Below are 19913 nucleotides of genomic sequence, written 5' to 3'. Positions count from 1 at the left end.
TTCTCCTGCCGACACAAGACATGTAACAAAACTTGTTGCAAGATTGACGTTGCCCTAAGGTGGACAACCAACATTGCGGAAGGACGTTAGATATGAGAGGCGACAGCCGGCTATCACGCATGCTGCACGTGTTGATTCATCTCGAACGCGGCGGCGGCCCGATGACATCCGAGATGATCGGCCGCATGCTGAACACCAATCCGGTCGTCGTGCGCCGGACGATGGCGGGCTTGCGTGAACGGGGCTACGTGCAATCCGAAAAGGGCCATGGCGGCGGCTGGACGCTCGCCCGCTCCTTGGACAAGATTACCCTGCTTGACGTCTACGAGGCGCTCGACCGGCCGGAGTTGTTCTGCCTCGTGCCCTCCTCGGACCATGCCGAGTGCTTGGTGGAGATCGCCGTCAACGACGCCCTGGACAAGACCCGCCGCGAGGCGGAGGAACTGCTTCTCAGCCGCTTTGCAACCATCAGGCTCTCACAGATCGCCGACGACTTCGAGACAAAGATGGCGGCTCTCGCACGCTGATCCAGCTTGCCCTCCTTCCAGCTGCTGCTAAAACGGCTGTGCAAAATTCGACATCCGGAGGCCGATTTGAACTGGGATGATGTGCGTATGTTCCTGGCGGTTGCGCGTAGTGGCCAAATTCTGGCCGCCTCGCGCCGGCTCGGGATCAACCATGCGACGCTCGGACGCCGGGTGACGGCACTGGAGGAAGACCTGCGCACGCGGCTCCTCGTCCGCCGCACGAACGGCTGCGAATTGACGGCCGAGGGCGAGATCTTCTTCCGCGCCGCCGAGCGGATGGAAACCGAAATGCTGGCCGCCCAGGCCTCGACCGGTCGGATCGACACGGCGATTGCCGGGACGGTGAGAATCGGCGCCCCGGACGGTTTCGGCGTCTCCTTCCTCGCTTCACGGCTGGGGCGGCTTACGCGCCGGCATCCGGAACTGAAACTGCAACTCGTGCCGGTGCCACGGTCCTTTTCGCTTTCCCAGCGCGAGGCGGATATCGCAATCACCATCGAACGCCCGGAACAGGGACGACTCGTCTCATCCAAACTTACCGACTATACGCTCGGGCTCTACGCCTCAAAGGCCTATCTCGACCAAGCAGGCATGCCTCATAACGTCGAGGATCTCAAAGGCCATCCGCGCATCGGCTATGTCGAGGATCTGATTTTTTCGCCCTCACTTAATTTTACCGGTGAGGTGATGCGCGACTGGGATGCGAGTTTCGAGATATCAAGCGCCATCGGCCAGACGGAAGCAGTGCGTTCCGGCGCCGGTATCGGCATCCTGCACGATTACGTGGCGCGGCAATATCCGGAACTGACCCGTGTGCTGCCGGAGATCGTCATCCGGCGATCCTACTGGACCACCTACCACGAAACGACGCGCGATTTGATGCGGCTGCGCACCGTCGTAGCGTTTCTGAGGGAACTGGTGGATAGGGAAAGGTCCATTTTCGTGTGACCGGGAAGCACAGGAATGCCTATAGGTCAGGTCCGCGGTCACCAGGAACCGCTGCGGCAAAAGGGGGCCGGCCGCCGACGCGGCCGGAAAACCTGAAAATCAGACAGGCAGAAATTTAGAAACAGGAACCTGCAGGGCTGCCGCGATGCGCCTCAACTTGGCCGGATCGGCATCCATGCCGTTCTCGATGCGGACGATCTCGTCACCGACGAGACCGGTCGTAATGGCGAGTTCCTCGATACTGTAGCCCACGGCACGGCGCGCTTCGGCAACGGCGGCGGCAATATGCTGAGGAGAAAGCTGGGTTCCGTTCGCGGATGCGAAATTATTGATAGAAATCGTCATGCTGGTGACTCTCCTTCTGGAAAGGCCTGCCGGATAAACCGGGCAGGTGAAGGGGGCGGCTGCCCAAGACGCAGGTGTCCAAAAATTTAGGCACCCGCTGGCGCATAGATAGGCATGCTGGCGATCTTGACAAGATCTTATACTGCACTGCACAAAAATGTGTTCGATTTTGGCTTAAAAGATGGCGACGAGAGAAAAAGCGCCAAATTCACAAGGGGTAGACAGATAAAATGGTACGGTTGGGTGGAGTTGAACCACCGACCTCAGGTGCCACAAACCTGCGCTCTAACCAACTGAGCTACAACCGCACAAGAAGCCGCCGAAGCGGTATTGCGGGTCACATACGGCCATCGAGTTTTTTTTGCAAGCCCCCTCCCGCAAATAGAAGAGGCCGGAGCGGGCTCCGGCCTCTTCTTAAAAAACCAATTCGAGCATCAAGCAGCCTTGAAGGTTGCCATGACCTTTTCGGCAGCGTCCTTGCCCGGCTTCGCAACGTCTTCGGCGAGCTTGCGGGTGGCGTCCTGCAGGGACTTGGCCTGCTCGACGGTGACTTCAGCCTGCTTGCGGATGTAAGCTGTCTGCAGTTCGATCAATTCGGAAACGGACTTCACGCCAAGCAGCGCTTCCATATGCGAGAGCGACATATCGGCATTGGTGCGCATCACGTCGATGGCCTTGAGGCCAAGCTCGACAGAGCCTGCCTGGGCCGACTGCAATGTGGTTTCCACCGTTTTGGTGGCTTCCTCGGCAGCCGTCTTCATCTTAGCATAAGCTTCGCGAGACTGGGTGGCGCCCTTTTCAGCAAATTCACGGAAGCCTTCAGTCAGCTTGGACGGATCGAAAGCGGAGAAAGAAAAGATGTCGTCGGTCTTGTATGCCATCGTTTCAGGTCCTCGTTGGCGTTTTCTTCGGCACAACCGAAGCTCTCATGCCTCTTATATAGTCGATGTCATTGTGCATTGCAATATCATTGTGCGCTGCACAATTAACAATTTCCGAAATTAACCCTATCGCAGGTTTGGGTATCGCCGCTCTCGACCCGAATGCGGTGGGGGGTTATTAACAATCTGTTAAATTCCGCAGAAATACGGTTACAAACGCCCTATAGGTTTCACTCATGTCCGCAGTTCAATACCCGTTCATTGATATTGCCGTGCATGAACGCGTGCGCGATCGCTTTGCGGCGGGCGAAGCGATCGTGCTGTTCTCCCCCGACATGAAGAGCCCGCTCTGGGCCAATGGTCGGGGTGCCGATCTTTTCGGCTTCGACTCCATCTACGACTTCCTCGACCAAGGACCGAATCGCGTCGACATCGCCTTCCGCCAGACGGAAGTGGCGGCGCGACAGCTTAGCATGGTCGGCGATATCCGCCATTTCACCATCCGTGTCCCCTCAGGCTTCCAGCGCGTTCCAGTACAGGCCGTCTGCGAGCTTATCCAGGTCCAGGGCGAAACGGCGGTCTTGTTCAGTGCGCCGGTGGAAAAGGGGCAACTGTCGCCGCTGGCCTGCGCCACCCGCATGATCGAGGGCTTCGATGACCCCGACACCCATATGGCGGTCATCGACGAGAATGGCGACGTGCTTGCCGCATCCATCGAGTTTGCTGGTCTCGGCGTCACGGCCCAGACGGCAAGGATGCTGACCATCATGGCAGGCAGCGATCCCGCCCGTCTCGTCAAGCGGCCGATCCCCACCACGAAGGGCTATCTGCCGGCCGCCATCGGTAAACTCTCCGACAAGCCGGCTCTGCACCTCCTCTTCACCGTCGAGACCACGCATGGCCGATCCGCGACGGAAACCGGCTATGAACCGAGAGAGGCGGCACCGGCTATCCCGGCCAGTGATGCAGCTACGGAAAGCGTGACTGATCCTGCCGCCACAGAGGAACTTGCTCCTTCCGTAGCCGTCGAGCAGAACGATGATTTCACGGTTGAGGCCGTGCCAATCGATGCCTATGAGGAAGCGATTGCCGCCGTTTCCGAGATCGAAGACCCAGAGGAACCGGAAGAGGAAATCTCGCTCGAAACCGGTGGAGATCTGCCAGCCTCTCAGCCGGCACCTGCCTATCAGGAGCCCATGATACAGGCCGCACAGGAGACGACCGACCAGACCTTATCCACCGCACCCGCCGATGGAACGGCAGACATGGTGGAACCGACGGAGGAACTCGTTCCGGACACGGAGACTACAGAAGTCGTTGCGGTCGAACAGGCTGCACCCGCAGCCGCAATCGATGCCGAGTCCGCATCCAGAACACCCGTGGTCCGCACTCTTACATCCGAACCGTCGGCCTTCGCCTTCCGCCGCGACGGCCGTGCCACCCGTTTTGTCTGGAAGATCGATGCGGAGGGCCGGTTCAGCGAGGTTTCGAGCGAATTCGCCGATGCGGTCGGCCCGCATGCGGCTGATATCAACGGCATGGCCTTTACCGATCTCGCCGCGCTCTTCCATCTCGATCCGGACGGAAAGATCGCAGAACTGCTCAACAAGCGCGATACCTGGTCCGGCAAGACCATCTGGTGGCCGGTCGAGGGAACATCGCTCATGGTGCCGGTCGATCTTGCCGCCTTGCCGACTTATACGCGCACCCGCGAGTTCGACGGTTTCCGAGGGTTCGGCATCGTGCGGATCGGCGACGCGACCGAGGACCCGAACGCAATCGGCCTCACGCTGACCCGCACCGTACCGGAGGACGCCGTCGGGCCGGAGACAGATACGACCGCAGAACCGATTGAGACTTTGCAGGAAGCGCCTGAATTGCAGGCGGAAGAGATCACCCTCCAGCCTGACGAAGAAAACGCCGCCGAAGAGCGCTCTTCGGATCGGCCATCGGAGGAGGCTCAGGCGCCCGCGTTCGGCGGACGGGCCCCCTCCCTGCTCGACTGGCCGGAAGGCGAACGCCCTGCGCTTAAGATCGTGGAAAATCCTGGCCGTCGCCATTCCGACAAGGTGATCCAGCTCGAAGAGCGGCGCTCCAACCGCCGCGATGGATTGACGCCCGGCGAGCAGGCGGCATTTCGCGAGATTGCCCGCCAGCTTGACGATTTCGTCGGTCGACGCGACGAGGAAACGCCTGAAACTCCGGCTGAACCGGAAACGCCCGCCGTGGAGCGGACCGAACCGGTTGCAAAGGGGGCCGAAACGCCGCAGGGCGAAGGCTTCAACCTTACAGCACCCGAAGCGGTTGACGATGCTTCGCCGGAAAGCCTGATCGAGGCGCAGGACACATCGAAAGAGCAGGCCGCTCTCGAAGAAGAGATTTCCGACGCCGAAGCGGCGGCTTTCGCAGGGGCAGCGAACGAGGCTTTGGCCGATATGCCGAACGGGCCAGCCGAGGACAGTGAGACGGCTGCGGAAGAGCCGGCAGACCTGCAACCGGAGTTTTCCGACCGCGAGATCCTGAACCGGATGATCCCGGTGCGGGAAAGGATCGGTTTTTCCGCCGAAATCATCGACCAGATGCCGGTCGCGCTTCTGATACATAGCGGCGACCGGCTGATCCACGGCAATCCGGAATTCCTACGGCTCACCGGCTATGCGTCTATCGATGCACTGGTGGAAGTCGGCGGCCTTGACGCGCTCCTGCAGCGCCAGGATTTGGAAGGCAAGACGACGGAGGCCGGCGGCATGGTCGTCGTGCGGGCCGACGACGTCATCGTGCCGGTGACGGCCCGCCTGCAGTCCGTCCGCTTTGACGATACAACCGCGCTGATGCTGGCCCTGATGCCCGTCTCCGCCGAAAGTTCGGCAATATCCGAGAGCGGCGAAGCGAGCGAGGTCATCCCGATTCGGCCCCTGCGGCCCGCCGACCAACTGGCAAGGCTCCAGGTCGAAGTGGAGGAACTGCGCGCCATCCTGGAAACGGCGACCGATGGTGTCGTGATCATCGGCGCGGAAGGCGATATCCGTTCCCTGAACAGGGCGGCGAGCGCGCTTTTCAACTACGACAACGAAGAAATCAACGGCAAACCCTTCGTCACGCTCTTTGCGCATGAAAGCCAGCGGGCCATTCTGGATTACCTCAGCGGGCTTTCGGGCCACGGCGTCGCGAGCGTGCTGAACGACGGCCGGGAGGTGATCGGCCGCGAGGCATCGGGCGGATTCCTGCCGCTCTTCATGACGATCGGCAAGCTCACCTCCTCCAACGGCTACTGCGCCGTCATCCGCGACATCACCCAGTGGAAACGCACGGAAGACGAGTTGCGCACCGCCAAGCGGGCCGCCGAAACGGCGAATGCCCACAAGAGCGAGTTCCTCGCCCATGTGAGCCATGAGATCCGTACGCCGCTCAACGCGATCATCGGCTTCGCCGACATGATGGCGACCGAGCGCTTCGGGCCGATCGGCCACCCGCGCTACGTCGAATATGCCAACGACATCGGCCGCTCGGGCCGGCATGTGCTCGACATCGTCAACGACCTGCTCGACATTTCCAAGATCGAAGCGGGCGAGATGGAACTCGATTTCGTCTCCGTCGGCCTCAACGAGACTGTTTCGGAAGCCGTCTCGTTGGTGCAGCCGCAGGCAAACAGCCAGCGGGTGATCATCCGCACCGCGCTGTCGCATGCCGTGCCGCCTGTCGTCGCCGATCTTCGCTCGATCAAGCAGATCGTGCTCAACATCCTGTCGAACGCCATCCGCTTCACGCCTTCGGGCGGGCAGATCGTCGTCTCGACGGCCTACGAGCCGAACGGCAACGTGGTGCTGCGCATCCGCGACACGGGTATCGGCATGACCCGCTCGGAACTCGAGCTTGCCATGAAGCCGTTCCGGCAGGTAGCAGGCAGTTCCCGCAGGCGTGGCGACGGCACCGGGCTTGGCCTGCCGCTCACCAAGGCGATGGTGGATGCGAACCGGGCCGCCTTTGCGATCACCTCCGCGCCGAACGAGGGCACGCTGGTGGAAATCAGCTTCCCCTCGCCAAGGGTGCTTGCGAACTGAGCCGGCGCGCTTTAGCACTCCTCCTATAAAGAGGAGTGGAGTTTGCAGGTTTCAGTATCTCCCGTCGTGGCGCCAAAAGCGCGTCAGCCACGCCGATCGTTGTCCTTGATCGCGATGGGGATAGCGGTCATCGTCGCGATGCCGATCCTGGCCATCATCTGGATTGCCGCATCGGGCGGCGACGACACTTGGCAGCATGTGATCGCCAACGTCGTGCCGCGCGCCACTGGCAGGACTATCCGGCTGCTGTTCTTCACCGGAATGGTGACCGCCATTTTCGGCATTCTTACAGCCTGGCTGGTGACGAGCTTCGAGTTTCCCGGTCGCCGGCTGCTCTCCGCCGCCCTGGTGCTGCCGCTTGCGATCCCTTCCTATCTCGCCGCCTACGCTTTCGGAGAATTCCTGGATTTCACAGGGCCCATGCAGACCTGGTACCGGCAAATCTTTGGTTACCGGACAGCCCGCGACTATTGGTTTCCGGATATCCGCTCGCTCGGCGGAGCGGTGCTCGTGCTTTCTTCCGTGCTTTACCCCTATGTCTATCTCGCCTGCCGATCGATGTTCATGATGCAAGGACGCGCGGCCGCCGATGTCGCGCGCACGCTCGGTGCCGGACCGCTTCGCGTATTCCTCAAGGTGCAGATACCGATGGCACGGCCGGCGATCATGATCGGCCTGACGCTGGTGATGATGGAGACGCTGAACGATATCGGCGCGGTGGAATTCCTCGGCGTCAATACGCTGACCTTTGCGATCTATGATACCTGGCTCAACCGCGGCAGTCTTTCCGGCGCAGCGCAGATCGCCGCCATCCTGCTGCTCTTCGTCGCTGTGGTGATCCTCATCGAGCGCACCGCCCGCCGCCAGCAACGTTTTGCAGGCAACAGGACGACCGCGCCTGCCAGTGGTGTCACCCGGCCGCAGCTTCCCCGAACAAGGGCCTGGCTCGCGACCGCCTTCTGCGCCCTGCCTGTGGCGATCGGCTTCCTCATCCCGTTCCTGGTCATGGGCCGCTTTGCAGTGGCACGCATCGAGGACTTTGCCGATCCGCGGCTCATCAATGCATTCTGGAACAGCGTCGCCGTCTCGGCGGCGGCGGCTCTCTGTGCGGTCTGCCTTGGCTTCATCCTCTCCTATGCTGCCCGCAGCGAACGATCCGCTTTGACGGGCTTTGCCGGACGGGCTGCTTCTCTCGGCTACGGAGTTCCGGGTACGGTGCTGGCCATCGGCGTTCTCATTCCGCTTGCCGGCTTCGACAATGCCGTCGACGGCCTCCTGCGGACCAGCTTTGGAATTTCGACCGGACTTCTGCTTTCGGGCACCGGATTTGCGATCGTCTATGCCTGCACGGTACGGTTCATGACCATGGCGGAGGGCAATCTCGATGCCGGCTTTCAGAAACTTTCGCCGCATCTCGATATGGCGGCTCGTGCGCTCGGTCGGAACCGCCGCCAGACGCTTTGGTCAGTGCTTCTACCCAACATGCGCCCCGCACTGCTGACCGCTGCACTCTTCGTCTTCATTGAAACTATGAAGGAACTGTCCGCGACGATCCTGCTTCGCCCGTTCAACTTCAACACACTTGCGACCCTCGTCTACGAAGACGCTTCGCGAGCGAGGATCGAAGATTCATCCGTCGCCTCAATCATCATCGTCCTGGCCGGACTCATTCCCGTAGTGCTGGTTTCGCGATCCCTGGACAAATTGCATTAAGTCGTGACAGCAATCTAAAAGTGCAGATCATTTCAAAAGAAAGGCAGCCAAAGCTGCCTTTAAAGTTAAATGCTGTCCAACGAGGGTCGGTGGAGACATCATGTCTATGAAAGCTCGCGGCTACGCGCCTTCCATACACCGGATGAGTCCATGTTGCGCCACTTTTGATCAATGCGGCTTAACGGGAGGTTAACGGCGCCCATTTTTGGGAATTTCCCTCCGGGATGCATCATCCTGACACACCTTGATGCCCGCATTCAGTTCTTCAATTCGGCAAGGCCGGCGAACAGGTCGAGCGCTTCCGGGTTGGCGAGAGCTTCCTTGTTCTTGACCGGCCGGCCATGCACCACGTCGCGGACCGCCAGTTCGACGATCTTGCCCGACTTGGTGCGCGGAATATCGGTGACCTGGATGATCTTGGCCGGCACATGGCGGGGCGAGGCGCCGGTGCGGATGCGGTTCTTGATCGCCTTGACGAGATCATCGTCGAGCATGTGGTCACGGGCAAGGCGGACGAAGAGAATGACGCGCACATCATCATCCCAATCCTGGCCGATGCAGATCGCTTCCGCGACCTCTTCCATCTGCTCCACCTGATTGTAGATCTCGGCTGTGCCGATGCGCACGCCGCCGGGATTGAGCGTCGCGTCCGAGCGGCCATGGATGACGATGCCGCCATGCTCGGTCCACTCGGCGAAATCGCCGTGGCACCAGACGTTGTCGAAACGCTCGAAATAGGCGGCGCGGTATTTCTCTCCGTCCGGGTCGTTCCAGAACATGACCGGCATGGAAGGGAAGGCCTTGGTGCAGACGAGCTCGCCCTTCTCTCCCCGTATCGGTTTGCCATCGTCGTTCCAGACATCGACGGCCAGACCGAGACCAGGCCCCTGGATCTCGCCGCGCCAGACGGGCTTCAGCGGGTTGCCGAGCACGAAACAGGAAACGATATCGGTCCCCCCCGAGATCGAGGCGAGATGCACATCGCTCTTGATGCCTTCGTAAACAAAGGAAAAGCCTTCCGGCGAGAGCGGCGAACCCGTCGACGTCATCAGCCGAAGCGCCGAAAGGTCATGGCTCTCTTTCGGCACGATACCGCCCTTGCGAACGGCATCGATATACTTTGCCGATGTGCCGAACACCGCAAACCGCTCGTCCTGCGCATAGTCGAACAGCACATTGCCGTCCGGTGCGAAAGGCGAGCCATCAAACAGGCAGAGCGTGGCGCCGACCGCAAGGCCGGAGACCAGCCAGTTCCACATCATCCAGCCGCAGGTGGTGAAATAGAAGAGCTTTTCGCCGGGCTCTATACTGCAATGGAAGCGATGTTCCTTCAGGTGCTGCAGGAGCGTGCCGCCGGCCGAATGGACGATGCATTTCGGCACCCCCGTCGTGCCAGACGAAAAGAGGATGTAAAGTGGATGCGAGAAGGGCAGCGGCTCGAATTCGATCGCCTTCTCCTCGAAGGGCGCCGCGAAATCCGCAAGCGTCCGGCCATCGGCAAGCGAGGCGGCCAGCGCCGGCGCATCGCCGGCATAGGGCACGACGAGGACCGGTGCCTTCAGGACCACGGAAACCGCCTTCACCTTGGCGGCGACATCCTGGAGCTTGCCGTTGTACCAGTAGGCATCGCAGGTGATGAAGAGCTTCGGACCGATCTGGCCGAAACGGTCGAGCACGCCCTGCTCGCCGAAATCGGGCGAACAGGAGGACCAGATCGCGCCGATCGAGGCGGTGGCGAGCATGCATGCGATCGTCTCCGGCATGTTGGGCATCATGGCGGCGACACGATCGCCCTTTTCTATGCCGAGCGCCCTGAAAGCCTGCTGCAGGCGGGAAACTTCCTCGCGCAGCCTGTCCCAGGACCAGCGGTAGCTCACTTTGTCCTCACCGCGGAAGATCAGCGCGTCACCCGCGCCGGTTCCGGTCAGAAGGTTCTCGGCGAAGTTCAACCTCGCATCGGGGAAGAACCGGGCGGCGAGCATGTCCTCACCGTTGATCAGCGCGCGAGCCCCCCGCTCGCCTCTGACCCCGCAGAATTCCCAGACCGCCGACCAGAAATCGCCGCGCTCCATGATCGACCACGTGTAAAAAGAATCGTAATCCGGAAAGCTCTTTCCATAGCGCTCCGCACACCATTCCATGAAGTGAAAAAGCGGCGTCTTCTGCTGCGCTTCCTTCGAGGGGCTCCATAGCGGCTGTTCGTTGCCCATTCCCAATCCTCCTCCCATCCGTGTACTGCGAGCGCGAAGCCCAAGCGTCGGCCTGTATAGCATGTTGCACCGCATGATAAAGAGGACAGCAGCAGGACGTGGCGCGGATTTGCGCAGGGTCGTCATTTCCTATATTCGCCTGAACCATGCACACCAACGGGTTTGGAAATCTCTTGAAAAACTTGCGCCGCCCGCTTGGCCGGCGGTGGCGACGCTTGCTGATGACCGCCCTCTCCGTATTGAGCCTTTTTGCGCTTTTTCAGGTCGTCGCGCCATTCCTCATCTCCTCGACCGCCGTGCGGGAGGGCATGGAGCGGGCGGTTGCCCAATGGACAGGCCACAATGTAACGATCGAAGGGCAACCGGACATCCGGTTCTGGCCCGAGCCGCGCATCACGCTGCGAGACATCACAATCCGCAAGCCGACGGAGAGCGGCGAGCGGGTACTCGGGCGGGTGTCGCGGCTTTCCGCTTCATTCGATCTTTTCGAAGCCGTGATTGGCAAGCCGGAGTTCCAGGATTTTCGCCTCACCCGTCCGGAAATCTACGTTTTACGGGATGCGAGCGGGCGACTTGATTGGGCAAATGACGGACTGCTCAGTCGTGCTGTTCGGGACGCCAAGGCGGACGGCAATGGTCAGGCACTCGCTTCCGATGACGACGCCCAAATGGGCGAGGTCCGCATCACCAACGGGATTCTGGAAATTTCCGATGTTTCGAGCGGCCACGTCACGCATTTCTCGGCCATCAATGGTACGCTGCAATGGCCCTGGCTTTCCCGTCGCCTTGAGATAATAGCCGATGCGGAATTCAACGGTCGCAGGCTGAGCCTGGACATGAGTTCAACGCAACCCCTGCTGCTGCTCTCCGGCAAAAGCGGCAATGCATCCGGCACAATCCGGTCCGATCTATTCCACGGTCGCTTCGATGGCGTTGCCAACCTTGCCGTTCACGGTTTCCTTTCCGGCGAGGCCGATTTTACGGTTCCCGATCTTCCCGCGCTCATGGACTGGGCCAGCGTAAGACTCGCCGGTGCTGAACGGTTGAAAAGCCTTTCGTTCAACGCCCGGCTGGTGACCAATGACGATTTCCTGCGCTTCGAGAACCTGTCCCTCGGCCTCAATGACGCGAAGGCGACGGGCATCCTCGATCTTCTGCTTCCGTCGAACCGATTGCCGAGACTGACCGGCACACTCGCATTCGACCGGATGGATCTTTCCGGGATTCTTGATGCGATCGCCCCCTCGGGCATGAAAGATGCCAATGGCAACGTTGATCTGCACAGTGGCCTTGAACTCGACCTCAGACTTTCCGCACAGCAGGCAAGGCTCGGTCCCTTCCAGCTCTCCGAGGCTGCCATCAGCGTGATGAAGACCGCAGACCAGTCTCGTATCGACATTGCCGACAGCGATTTCGAAACCGGGCGCCTCACCGGCCGGATCGCCACGATCAAGAACGAAGGAGCCGGCGGGATCGCCTTGCGGCTTTCCGTTCAGAGTGCCGACTTCGGCAACATCGTCCGCGAACTCGGATTGGCCGGGCCACTCCCCATCGCGCGCGGATCGCTGGACCTGTCGCTTGATACCGACCAGCCGCTGACTGCCACGGCGTGGCGGGACGGAAAGGGAAGCATCCGCTTGCGCACGGAACGTGGTTTCCTGCCAGGCGTGAACCTCGCGGGCGTCCGGCGGCTTGCGACGCAGAAAACTTACTTCCCTCTCAGCGAGGCCGGCAGCGGCAACTTCGAGTTCGACAGCATCGACATATCGGCCAATCTTGAAGGCGGTTCGGCCGATATTCTGGACGGCAAAGTCATTAGCGGCGGAGAAACGCTCTCACTTTCCGGCGTTATTCCCTATGCCAGCAACAGTCTGGCGCTCTCCGCCAGCATTAAGCCAACGACCTCGACCCCGAACGTCACGCCGTTCATCGTCTTCATCGGCGGGTCCTGGCCGAACCCGGTCATCTGGGCGATTTCGCAAACTCCAGCCAAGCCCGCTCAATAACGGTCCTGCTGCACTTGCCCCATCAGGTCGCCCCGCGCAGCGCGACATGCTCGTCACGGATGCGGCGAAGCTCAGCCCGTTTTGTGCTGATCGACGCGGCGATGACGCCGAGCGTGACCAAGCCGATGAGAATGGTGCAGATGGCGTTGATTTCCGGCGTCACGCCCAACCTCACCTGGGAATAGATCTTGATCGGCAGGGTCGTCGCGCCGGGGCCGGTCGTGAAACTCGCGATCACCAGATCATCAAGCGACAGCGTGAAAGCAAGCATCCAGCCGGCGATCACCGCCGGCATGATCAACGGCAGAGTGATCCTGAAGAAGGTCTTGACCGGCGGGCAGCCGAGATCGAGGGCCGCCTCCTCCAGGCTGCGGTCGAAGGTCATGAGGCGTGACTGCACGACGATCGCCACATAACACATGGTGAACGTCGTGTGCGCGATGACGACCGTCCAGAAGCCGCGGTCGATCCCAACCGCTACGAACAACAGCAGCAAGGACAGGCCGGTGATGACCTCCGGCATGACGAGCGGCGCATAGATCATGCCCGAAAACAGCATCCGGCCCGGAAAGCGGGAAAAACGCACGAGCGAAAGAGCCGCAAGCGTGCCGAGAACGGTACCGATCGTGGCACTAAGGACACCGACCCGTGCCGTAATCCAGGCGGCGTCCATCAGGCCCTGGTTCGACCACATCGTGCGGTACCATTGAAACGAAAAGCCGCCCCAGACCGTCACCAGACGGGAAGCATTGAAGGAATAGATCACCAGGATGATGATCGGGATATAGAGGAAAGCGAAACCCAGCGTCAGGACCGTGGCGTCGAAACGAGACGATTTCATTTCAGGCCACCTTCTTCTGCTGGTTCTGGAAGATCGCGATCGGCACGACCAGCAGGATCAGGAGGATTACCGCCACGGCCGATGCGAGCGGCCAGTCGCGGTTGCCGAAAAACTCCGTCCAGAGCGTCTTGCCGATCATCAGCGTATCGGCGCCGCCCAAAAGATCCGGAATGACGAATTCGCCGGTAATCGGAATGAAGCAGATCAGCGAGCCGGCGACGACACCCGGCAGCGACAGCGGGAACGTGATCTTCCAGAATGCCTTCAGCGGCGTGCAGCCGAGATCGCTCGCGGCTTCCAGCAGCGTATTGTCCATTTTCTCCAGCGCCGAATAGAGCGGCAGGACCATGAAGGGCAGATAGGAATAGACGATACCGATGAAGACGGCGATATCGGTGCGGAATATCTGCACCTGCTCGTTCGGTCCCATGAGGCCGATCGTCTGAAAGAGCAACGTCAGAAGGCCGTCCGGCTTCAGGATGCCGATCCAGGCATAGACCCGGATCAGGAACGAGGTCCAGAAGGGCAGGATGACGAGCATCACCAGGGTCGGCCTGAGCATCGAAGGCGCGCGGGCCATGGCAAGCGCCATGGGATAACCGATCAGCAGCAGCAGGAGGGTGGAGATCAGCGCGATCCTGAGCGACGACAGGTAGGACCTGATGTAGAGCGGGTCCTCCGTCAGAAAAAGATAATTCTCGAAATCCAGCCTGGAGATAAAATCCCCGATCGCTCCCTGGAAGACCGGCACATAGGGCGGCATGGCGATCGCCGTATCCGACAGCGAGATCTTCAAGATGATCAAAAAGGGCGCCACGAAGAAGAGCAACAGCCAGAGATAGGGCACCAAGACCACAAGCCAGCGGGCGGGGCCAGGCTTGTTGGCGGCATGGGTTTCGGAAACGCTCGCCATATCCGTTCTCTCCCGCTCAGCGTGTCAGAACAAGGCCGGCATCGAGCGGCCAGGTGAGCCACACCATGTCGCCGAAGGTTATCGGCCGGTCGACAAGGCGCGAGACGTTGGCCTGGGCGGCGCGGACGATGCGATCGTCGGCAAGCTTGACCAGAAAGACGGAAAAATCCCCGAGATAGCCGATGTCCCAGACTTCGCCGTAGACGGCGTTGACGAAGGTATCGGACGGCTGGTCAGGCGAGATACGCACCTTTTCCGGCCGGATCGCGAAGGTCACCCTGTCGCCCTTCACCGCCTGGCATTCCTGTTCGACGGCCACCGTGATGCCATCGCAATCGATCCGCACGGCCCCCGGCGCGCCAAGCGCGCTTTCGGTCGATGAGACGGTGCCTTCGAAAAGGTTGATGTCGCCGATGAAATCCGCGACGTAACGGCTGTTCGGCGCCTCGTAAATTTCCGCCGGCGTCGCCACCTGCATGATGACGCCCTTGTCCATCACCGCGATGCGGTCGGACACGGTCATCGCCTCCTCCTGGTCATGGGTGACGATCAGGAAGGTGAGGCCGAGATTCGTCTGGATGTCCATCAGCTCGAACTGCGTCTCTTCGCGCAGCTTCCTGTCGAGCGCGCCGAGCGGTTCGTCGAGCAGCAGCACTTTCGGACGCTTGGCCAGCGAACGGGCGAGCGCGACGCGCTGACGCTGGCCACCCGAAAGCTGCGCCGGCTTGCGCCTGGCGAAGGGCTCCAGCTTGACGAGCTTCAGCATTTCCTCGACGCGCGTGGCGATCTCCACTTTCGAGAGACCATCCTGTTCGAGGCCGAAGGCTATGTTTTTCTCAACCGTCATGTGCGGGAAGAGCGCGTAGCTCTGGAACATCATGTTGGTGGGCCGGCGATAGGGCGGCACGCCGGAAATATCCTTGCCCTGCAGCAGGATGCGGCCCTCCGTCGGTTCCTCGAAGCCGGCCAGCATGCGCATCAGCGTCGTCTTGCCGCAACCGGAAGGGCCTAGCAGCGAGAAGAATTCCCGCTCGTAGATATCCAGGGTCAGATTGTCGACGGCAGTGAAATCACCGTAGCGCTTGGTGATATTCTCGAAACGGATGAAAGGAACGGCCGAGGGATCGGTCCAGGGAGAGAATTTGCGCTTTACCGGTCCAAGAGATTTCGCCATGCCTTGCCCCATTTCGCCCCATCACAGCCTGAAAGCATTCGGGGCAGACGTTTCCGCCTGCCCCGCCTTTGTTCAGCTACCGGTCTTGATCTGCGTCCAGACCCGGTTCAGCACGCGCTGCTCTTTAGGCCCGTAAGGCGAGATGGTGAAAAGTTTCGAAACGACGTCTTCCGGCGGATAGACGGACGGGTTTTCGAGCACTTCCTTGTCGATAAATTTCTGGGAAGCAAGATTGCCGTTGGCATACTGCACGTAGTTCGAGGCCTTGGCGATGATTTCCGGCTTCATCAGATAATTGATGAAGGCATGCGCCTCTTCGACGTTCTTCGCATCCGCGGGGATCGCGAGGTTGTCGAACCACATATAGGTGCCTTCCTTCGGAATGACATATTCGACATTGACGCCATTCTTGGCTTCCTCGGCGCGGCTCTTCGCCTGGAGGATATCGCCCGACCAGCCGATCGTGACGCAAATGTCGCCATTGGCGAGTTCATCAATATAGGCTGAAGCGTTGAACGACCTTACGTTGGGCCGAATTTTCTTATAGACCTCGCCACCCGCTTCCAGATCGGCCGTCTCCTTGCTGTCAGGGTTCTTGCCGAGATAATTGAGCGCGATCGCAAAGGTTTCGTCGGAAGCGTCGAGGATGTTGATGCCGCAGGATTTCAGCTTCTCGGCATTCTCCGGCTTGAACAGCACATCCCAGCTATCGACAGGCACGTCGCCAAGGGCGGCCTTAACCTTGTCTACATTGTAGCCGATGCCAGTGGTGCCCCACATGTAGTTGACGGCATATTCATTGCCGGGGTCGTATTTGGCGAGACGTTCCGTGACCTGCGGCCACATATTCGAAAGGTTCGGCAGCTTGGATTTGTCAAGTTTCTGGAAGACGCCGGCCTGGATCTGACGTGCGAGGAAGGGAGCTGTCGGAACGACGACGTCGTAACCCGAACCGCCGGCCAGCAGTTTGGTTTCGACAAGATCGTTGCTGTCAAAGACGTCATATACGACCTTGATGCCCGTCTCCTTGGTGAAGTCCTCCAAGATCGATTCATCGATGTAATCGGACCAGTTGTAGACATGGACTTCCCGCTCCTGCGCCATGACAGCATTCGCGGAAAATGCCGACGCGGCCAGGGCTGCGGCGAGGCTGAGCAAACGGTTTTTCATGATCTCTCCAGTTCCAGTTTTTCCGCGCGGTTATGGAGCCGTGCGCAAATTCCCTTATCGTTTTTGCGAGAGTAGAAAGGAATTTTTCTCCCCACAAGGGGGAATGTGCAGTGCCGAAAAGGTCACTGGAAATCAAAGGCACTCAAGCCGGTTACCATTTCGTCAAGTCCGAGCGGTCGAGTGACCGGCGGCTCGGCGCGCGAAAGACAGCCCTGCCGCTCGCAAAGACGGCAGGCCGTGCCGGCAAGTACAGTACCGGTCGCTCCGGAAAGCGCCTCGCCATAAACGGTGTCACCTGCGCTCGAAAGATCACAACCGAGCAGGACCGCGGTGCGGCGGATGCGCTCACCGAACCCCGCCTGCGGCCCTTCGAGCGTGCGCGAGAGTGTCAGAAACGCACTCCCGTCGGGCATTTCGACGCGATCGGCAAGAATCTGGCCCGGCTGAGCAAAAGCGGAATGAATGCCGAGCTTCGGACAGAGACCGCCGAAACGGGCCTGCGGAAATCCTTGCGCGCCGGCCCGCCGGATCACATTGCCCGCATGATCGAGTTCGAGCAGGAAGAACGGTATTCCACCGGCATCCATGCGGACCAACGTGGTCAACCGGTTGGCGGCCTGCTCAAAGGAAACCTCGAAGCGCGAACGCAGCACCTCAAGGTCATAGCGGGCACGGTGGGCTGCCGCGAGAAACGCGCCATAGGGCATCATCAGTGCATGGGCGGCATAGCGGGCAAGTTCAAAACGGCCGATGCGCCGCGCCTCGTTGGTGGAGAAGGAGAGTTCGTCGAGCTCCGCCGCGATCTCCTGCCCCAGCGCCAGAAGCGCCGCCTCCATGGCCAGTTCCCGGGTGCGATCGAAGGGCGACAGCCGCTCCGAAAGGAACAGCCGCATCGAATGGCGGTCGTAGCGGCGGCGCAGATTCGGCATGGCATGGACGGGAAGCGTGCGCACGACGATGCCATGCTCGCTCTTCAGCCAGGCCTTCAGGGCGCCGGGCAGTTCGTCACCCGTTCCAAGTCTCGCCGCGAAAGCCTCCGCAGCATCCTCGATGCGCGCGAAGAAATTCGGCCGCCGCTCCAGGGTCTCCCGCACCTCGTCGATCGGCAGGCGCGTGCCGGCAATCGAGGTTTCATGCCCTTCCCGCGCCAGAAGATCGGAAAGGTCGGAAAGCCGGGCCGCCTGTTCGCGATAGGCGCGGTAGAGCTTCATCATGCCAAGCGCCGCATTCGGCGCAGCCTCGGCGACCTCGATGATTTCCTGATCGCCGGGGATTTCGCCAGCCAGCAGCGGATCGGCGAACACTTCGCGAAGCTGGCTCGCCAGGCCGCCGCCCTCACCCTGCAGCGCATCGAGGTCGACCTTGTAGACAGAGGCGAGCTTCAAGAGGAGCTGGACGGTCAGCGGCCGCTGGTTGCGCTCGATCAGGTTCAGGTAGGAAGGCGAGATGCCGAGTGCCTCGGCCATCGCCGTCTGGGTCAGCCCGAGACCCAGTCGCACCCGCCGCACGCGCGGGCCTGCAAAAATCTTCCGCTCGGCCATTTGTCACCATTTTTACAAATTCGAGTCGTCACCCGATTTTACAATTTTGACATTTTCACCGAAGTCTTTGTGAAAGGCAAGACATCCTAACTTCTTTCCCAGTCCATATTTCGCTTATTTTCTGGCAGTGCAGCATTCTTCTCTGTAAATTCAGTCACATCAAAATCAGATTGGCTCCGTCGCCGGTTTCACATGGGAGAAAGAAATGACAGATTTTTACACGCTGGTTCCAGGGGCATCCAAAGGCCGTTTCGACGGTATTGAGCGACCCTATGGCGCCGAAGAGGTCAAGCGACTGCGCGGATCGGTCGATATCCGATATTCGCTGGCTGAAATGGGTGCGAACCGGCTCTGGAAGCTCATCAACGAGGAAAACTTCGTCAACGCGCTGGGCGCGCTCTCGGGCAACCAGGCCATGCAGATGGTGCGTGCCGGCCTGAAGGCGATCTACCTCTCGGGCTGGCAGGTCGCAGCAGACGCCAACACGGCTTCCGCCATGTATCCGGACCAGTCGCTCTATCCGGCCAATGCCGCGCCTGAGCTTGCCAAGCGCATCAACCGGACGCTGCAGCGCGCCGACCAGATCGAGACAGCGGAAGGCAAGGGCCTGTCGGTCGAAACCTGGTTCGCACCGATCGTTGCGGATGCGGAAGCAGGCTTCGGCGGGCCGCTCAACGCCTTCGAGATCATGAAAGCCTTCATCGAAGCGGGCGCCGCAGGCGTCCACTACGAAGACCAATTAGCCTCGGAGAAGAAGTGCGGCCATCTCGGCGGCAAGGTGCTGATCCCCACCGCTGCGCATATCCGCAACCTGACGGCCGCGCGGCTAGCCGCCGACGTCATGGGTGTTCCGACGCTGGTCATCGCCCGTACGGATGCGGAAGCGGCAAAGCTTCTGACCTCCGACATTGACGAGCGCGACCGCCCCTTCGTCGACTACGATGCCGGCCGCACGGTCGAAGGCTTCTACCAGGTCAAGAACGGGCTCGAACCCTGCATTGCCCGCGCCGTCGCCTACGCCCCCTATTGCGATCTCATTTGGTGCGAAACCTCGAAGCCGGACCTCGAGCAGGCGCGGAAATTCGCCGAAGGCGTGCACAAGGCTCACCCGGGCAAGAAGCTCGCCTACAACTGCTCGCCCTCGTTCAACTGGAAGAAGAACCTGGACGATGCGACGATCGCCAAGTTCCAGCGGGAACTCGGCGCGATGGGCTACAAGTTCCAGTTCATCACGCTCGCGGGCTTCCATCAGTTGAACTACGGCATGTTCGAATTGGCCCGCGGTTACAAGGACCGGCAGATGGCCGCCTATTCGGAACTGCAGGAAGCGGAATTCGCCGCCGAGGCCAACGGCTACACGGCGACCAAGCACCAGCGCGAAGTCGGCACCGGTTACTTCGATGCGGTCTCGCTCGCCATTACCGGCGGCCAGTCGTCGACGACCGCCATGAAGGAATCGACCGAGCACGACCAGTTCCGCCCGGCCGCGGAGTAATAGCGTTCCCTCCCGCTCGCCCCCCGCTTTCCTCCCGGAAGCGGGGGGCGGAGAGGACGGAAATTCCATTCAAAAACCCCGACCAAAA

Annotated in this window: 14 protein-coding genes and 1 tRNA gene; 6 read left to right on the top strand and 9 right to left on the bottom strand. The window is 60.6% G+C overall.

From position 1 onward, the window contains the following. Positions 1–92: 92 nt before the first annotated feature. The gene (locus tag QEO92_RS01775) at positions 93–527 is read left to right on the top strand and encodes an Rrf2 family transcriptional regulator (RefSeq protein WP_227701956.1); all 435 of its coding nucleotides are present in this window, start codon (positions 93–95) and stop codon (positions 525–527) included. A 66-nt stretch (positions 528–593) separates the two neighbouring features. Further along, on the top strand, positions 594–1475 hold the full coding sequence (locus QEO92_RS01770) for a LysR family transcriptional regulator (RefSeq protein ID WP_037158601.1): 882 nt from the start codon (positions 594–596) through the stop codon (positions 1473–1475). A gap of 99 nt (positions 1476–1574) precedes the next feature. On the opposite strand, the gene QEO92_RS01765 is transcribed toward QEO92_RS01770, so the two are convergent. The 3 genes from QEO92_RS01765 to QEO92_RS01755 form a co-directional block, all read right to left on the bottom strand. Next, entirely contained in the window at positions 1575–1820 is a 246-nt protein-coding gene (locus tag QEO92_RS01765) for a helix-turn-helix domain-containing protein (protein WP_037158604.1), read from the bottom strand. A 231-nt stretch (positions 1821–2051) separates the two neighbouring features. Then, a tRNA-His gene (locus QEO92_RS01760) sits at positions 2052–2128 on the bottom strand. Between the two features lie 126 nt (positions 2129–2254). Next, positions 2255–2701, bottom strand: coding sequence for a phasin (locus QEO92_RS01755; protein WP_227701955.1), 447 nt, complete (start codon positions 2699–2701; stop codon positions 2255–2257). Between the two features lie 236 nt (positions 2702–2937). On the opposite strand from QEO92_RS01755, the gene QEO92_RS01750 reads away from it, so the two are divergent. Together QEO92_RS01750 and QEO92_RS01745 are read left to right on the top strand one after the other, a co-directional pair. Further along, on the top strand, positions 2938–6762 hold the full coding sequence (locus tag QEO92_RS01750; RefSeq protein WP_227701954.1) for an ATP-binding protein: 3825 nt from the start codon (positions 2938–2940) through the stop codon (positions 6760–6762). Between the two features lie 114 nt (positions 6763–6876). After that, on the top strand, positions 6877–8475 hold the full coding sequence (locus QEO92_RS01745; protein WP_081953024.1) for an ABC transporter permease: 1599 nt from the start codon (positions 6877–6879) through the stop codon (positions 8473–8475). 257 nt (positions 8476–8732) lie between these two features. Here the strand turns inward: QEO92_RS01745 and QEO92_RS01740 are convergent, their stop codons facing one another. Further along, positions 8733–10685 (bottom strand): acetoacetate--CoA ligase, encoded by a 1953-nt coding sequence (locus QEO92_RS01740; protein WP_227701953.1) that lies wholly within the window; start codon positions 10683–10685, stop codon positions 8733–8735. 221 nt (positions 10686–10906) lie between these two features. Between QEO92_RS01740 and QEO92_RS01735 the strand changes: the two genes are divergently transcribed. Next, positions 10907–12691 (top strand): AsmA family protein, encoded by a 1785-nt coding sequence (locus tag QEO92_RS01735; protein ID WP_227701952.1) that lies wholly within the window; start codon positions 10907–10909, stop codon positions 12689–12691. A gap of 22 nt (positions 12692–12713) precedes the next feature. Here the strand turns inward: QEO92_RS01735 and QEO92_RS01730 are convergent, their stop codons facing one another. The 5 genes from QEO92_RS01730 to QEO92_RS01710 all read right to left on the bottom strand — a co-directional run bounded on the left by QEO92_RS01730 (position 12714) and on the right by QEO92_RS01710 (position 18330). After that, the gene (locus QEO92_RS01730) at positions 12714–13532 is read right to left on the bottom strand and encodes an ABC transporter permease (protein ID WP_227701951.1); all 819 of its coding nucleotides are present in this window, start codon (positions 13530–13532) and stop codon (positions 12714–12716) included. A 1-nt stretch (position 13533) separates the two neighbouring features. Then, positions 13534–14445: an ABC transporter permease subunit gene (locus QEO92_RS01725; RefSeq protein ID WP_037158619.1), complete on the bottom strand. Its 912-nt coding sequence runs from the start codon at positions 14443–14445 to the stop codon at positions 13534–13536. A gap of 16 nt (positions 14446–14461) precedes the next feature. Then, positions 14462–15619: an ABC transporter ATP-binding protein gene (locus tag QEO92_RS01720; RefSeq protein WP_227701950.1), complete on the bottom strand. Its 1158-nt coding sequence runs from the start codon at positions 15617–15619 to the stop codon at positions 14462–14464. A gap of 72 nt (positions 15620–15691) precedes the next feature. Then, complete coding sequence (locus QEO92_RS01715) at positions 15692–16789, bottom strand: polyamine ABC transporter substrate-binding protein (RefSeq protein WP_037158625.1); 1098 nt, start codon at positions 16787–16789, stop codon at positions 15692–15694. A 122-nt stretch (positions 16790–16911) separates the two neighbouring features. Beyond that, positions 16912–18330, bottom strand: a complete 1419-nt coding sequence (locus tag QEO92_RS01710; RefSeq protein ID WP_227701949.1) for a helix-turn-helix domain-containing protein — start codon at positions 18328–18330, stop codon at positions 16912–16914. Positions 18331–18535: 205 nt separating this feature from the next. On the opposite strand from QEO92_RS01710, the gene aceA reads away from it, so the two are divergent. Further along, positions 18536–19825, top strand: a complete 1290-nt coding sequence (gene aceA, locus QEO92_RS01705; protein WP_227701948.1) for an isocitrate lyase — start codon at positions 18536–18538, stop codon at positions 19823–19825. Positions 19826–19913 lie beyond the last annotated feature (88 nt).

The organism is Neorhizobium petrolearium, from assembly GCF_029854435.1.
GTDB classification, from domain to species: domain Bacteria; phylum Pseudomonadota; class Alphaproteobacteria; order Rhizobiales; family Rhizobiaceae; genus Neorhizobium; species Neorhizobium petrolearium.
Note: the sequence above shows the minus strand (reverse complement) of the source record. Positions and strands in the feature narration are given on the sequence as shown.

Excerpts from the sequence above, each read along its gene's own strand:
- QEO92_RS01720 (WP_227701950.1), bottom strand. The coding sequence starts at position 15,619 with ATGGCGAAATCTCTTGGACCGGTAAAGCGCAAATTCTCTCCCTGGACC.
- QEO92_RS01775 (WP_227701956.1), top strand. The coding sequence starts at position 93 with ATGAGAGGCGACAGCCGGCTATCACGCATGCTGCACGTGTTGATTCAT.
- QEO92_RS01755 (WP_227701955.1), bottom strand. The coding sequence starts at position 2,701 with ATGGCATACAAGACCGACGACATCTTTTCTTTCTCCGCTTTCGATCCG.
- aceA (WP_227701948.1), top strand. The coding sequence starts at position 18,536 with ATGACAGATTTTTACACGCTGGTTCCAGGGGCATCCAAAGGCCGTTTC.
- QEO92_RS01745 (WP_081953024.1), top strand. The coding sequence starts at position 6,877 with ATGGGGATAGCGGTCATCGTCGCGATGCCGATCCTGGCCATCATCTGG.
- QEO92_RS01735 (WP_227701952.1), top strand. The coding sequence starts at position 10,907 with ATGACCGCCCTCTCCGTATTGAGCCTTTTTGCGCTTTTTCAGGTCGTC.
- QEO92_RS01765 (WP_037158604.1), bottom strand. The coding sequence starts at position 1,820 with ATGACGATTTCTATCAATAATTTCGCATCCGCGAACGGAACCCAGCTT.
- QEO92_RS01715 (WP_037158625.1), bottom strand. The coding sequence starts at position 16,789 with ATGAAAAACCGTTTGCTCAGCCTCGCCGCAGCCCTGGCCGCGTCGGCA.
- QEO92_RS01740 (WP_227701953.1), bottom strand. The coding sequence starts at position 10,685 with ATGGGCAACGAACAGCCGCTATGGAGCCCCTCGAAGGAAGCGCAGCAG.
- QEO92_RS01725 (WP_037158619.1), bottom strand. The coding sequence starts at position 14,445 with ATGGCGAGCGTTTCCGAAACCCATGCCGCCAACAAGCCTGGCCCCGCC.
- QEO92_RS01710 (WP_227701949.1), bottom strand. The coding sequence starts at position 18,330 with ATGGCCGAGCGGAAGATTTTTGCAGGCCCGCGCGTGCGGCGGGTGCGA.
- QEO92_RS01730 (WP_227701951.1), bottom strand. The coding sequence starts at position 13,532 with ATGAAATCGTCTCGTTTCGACGCCACGGTCCTGACGCTGGGTTTCGCT.
- QEO92_RS01750 (WP_227701954.1), top strand. The coding sequence starts at position 2,938 with ATGTCCGCAGTTCAATACCCGTTCATTGATATTGCCGTGCATGAACGC.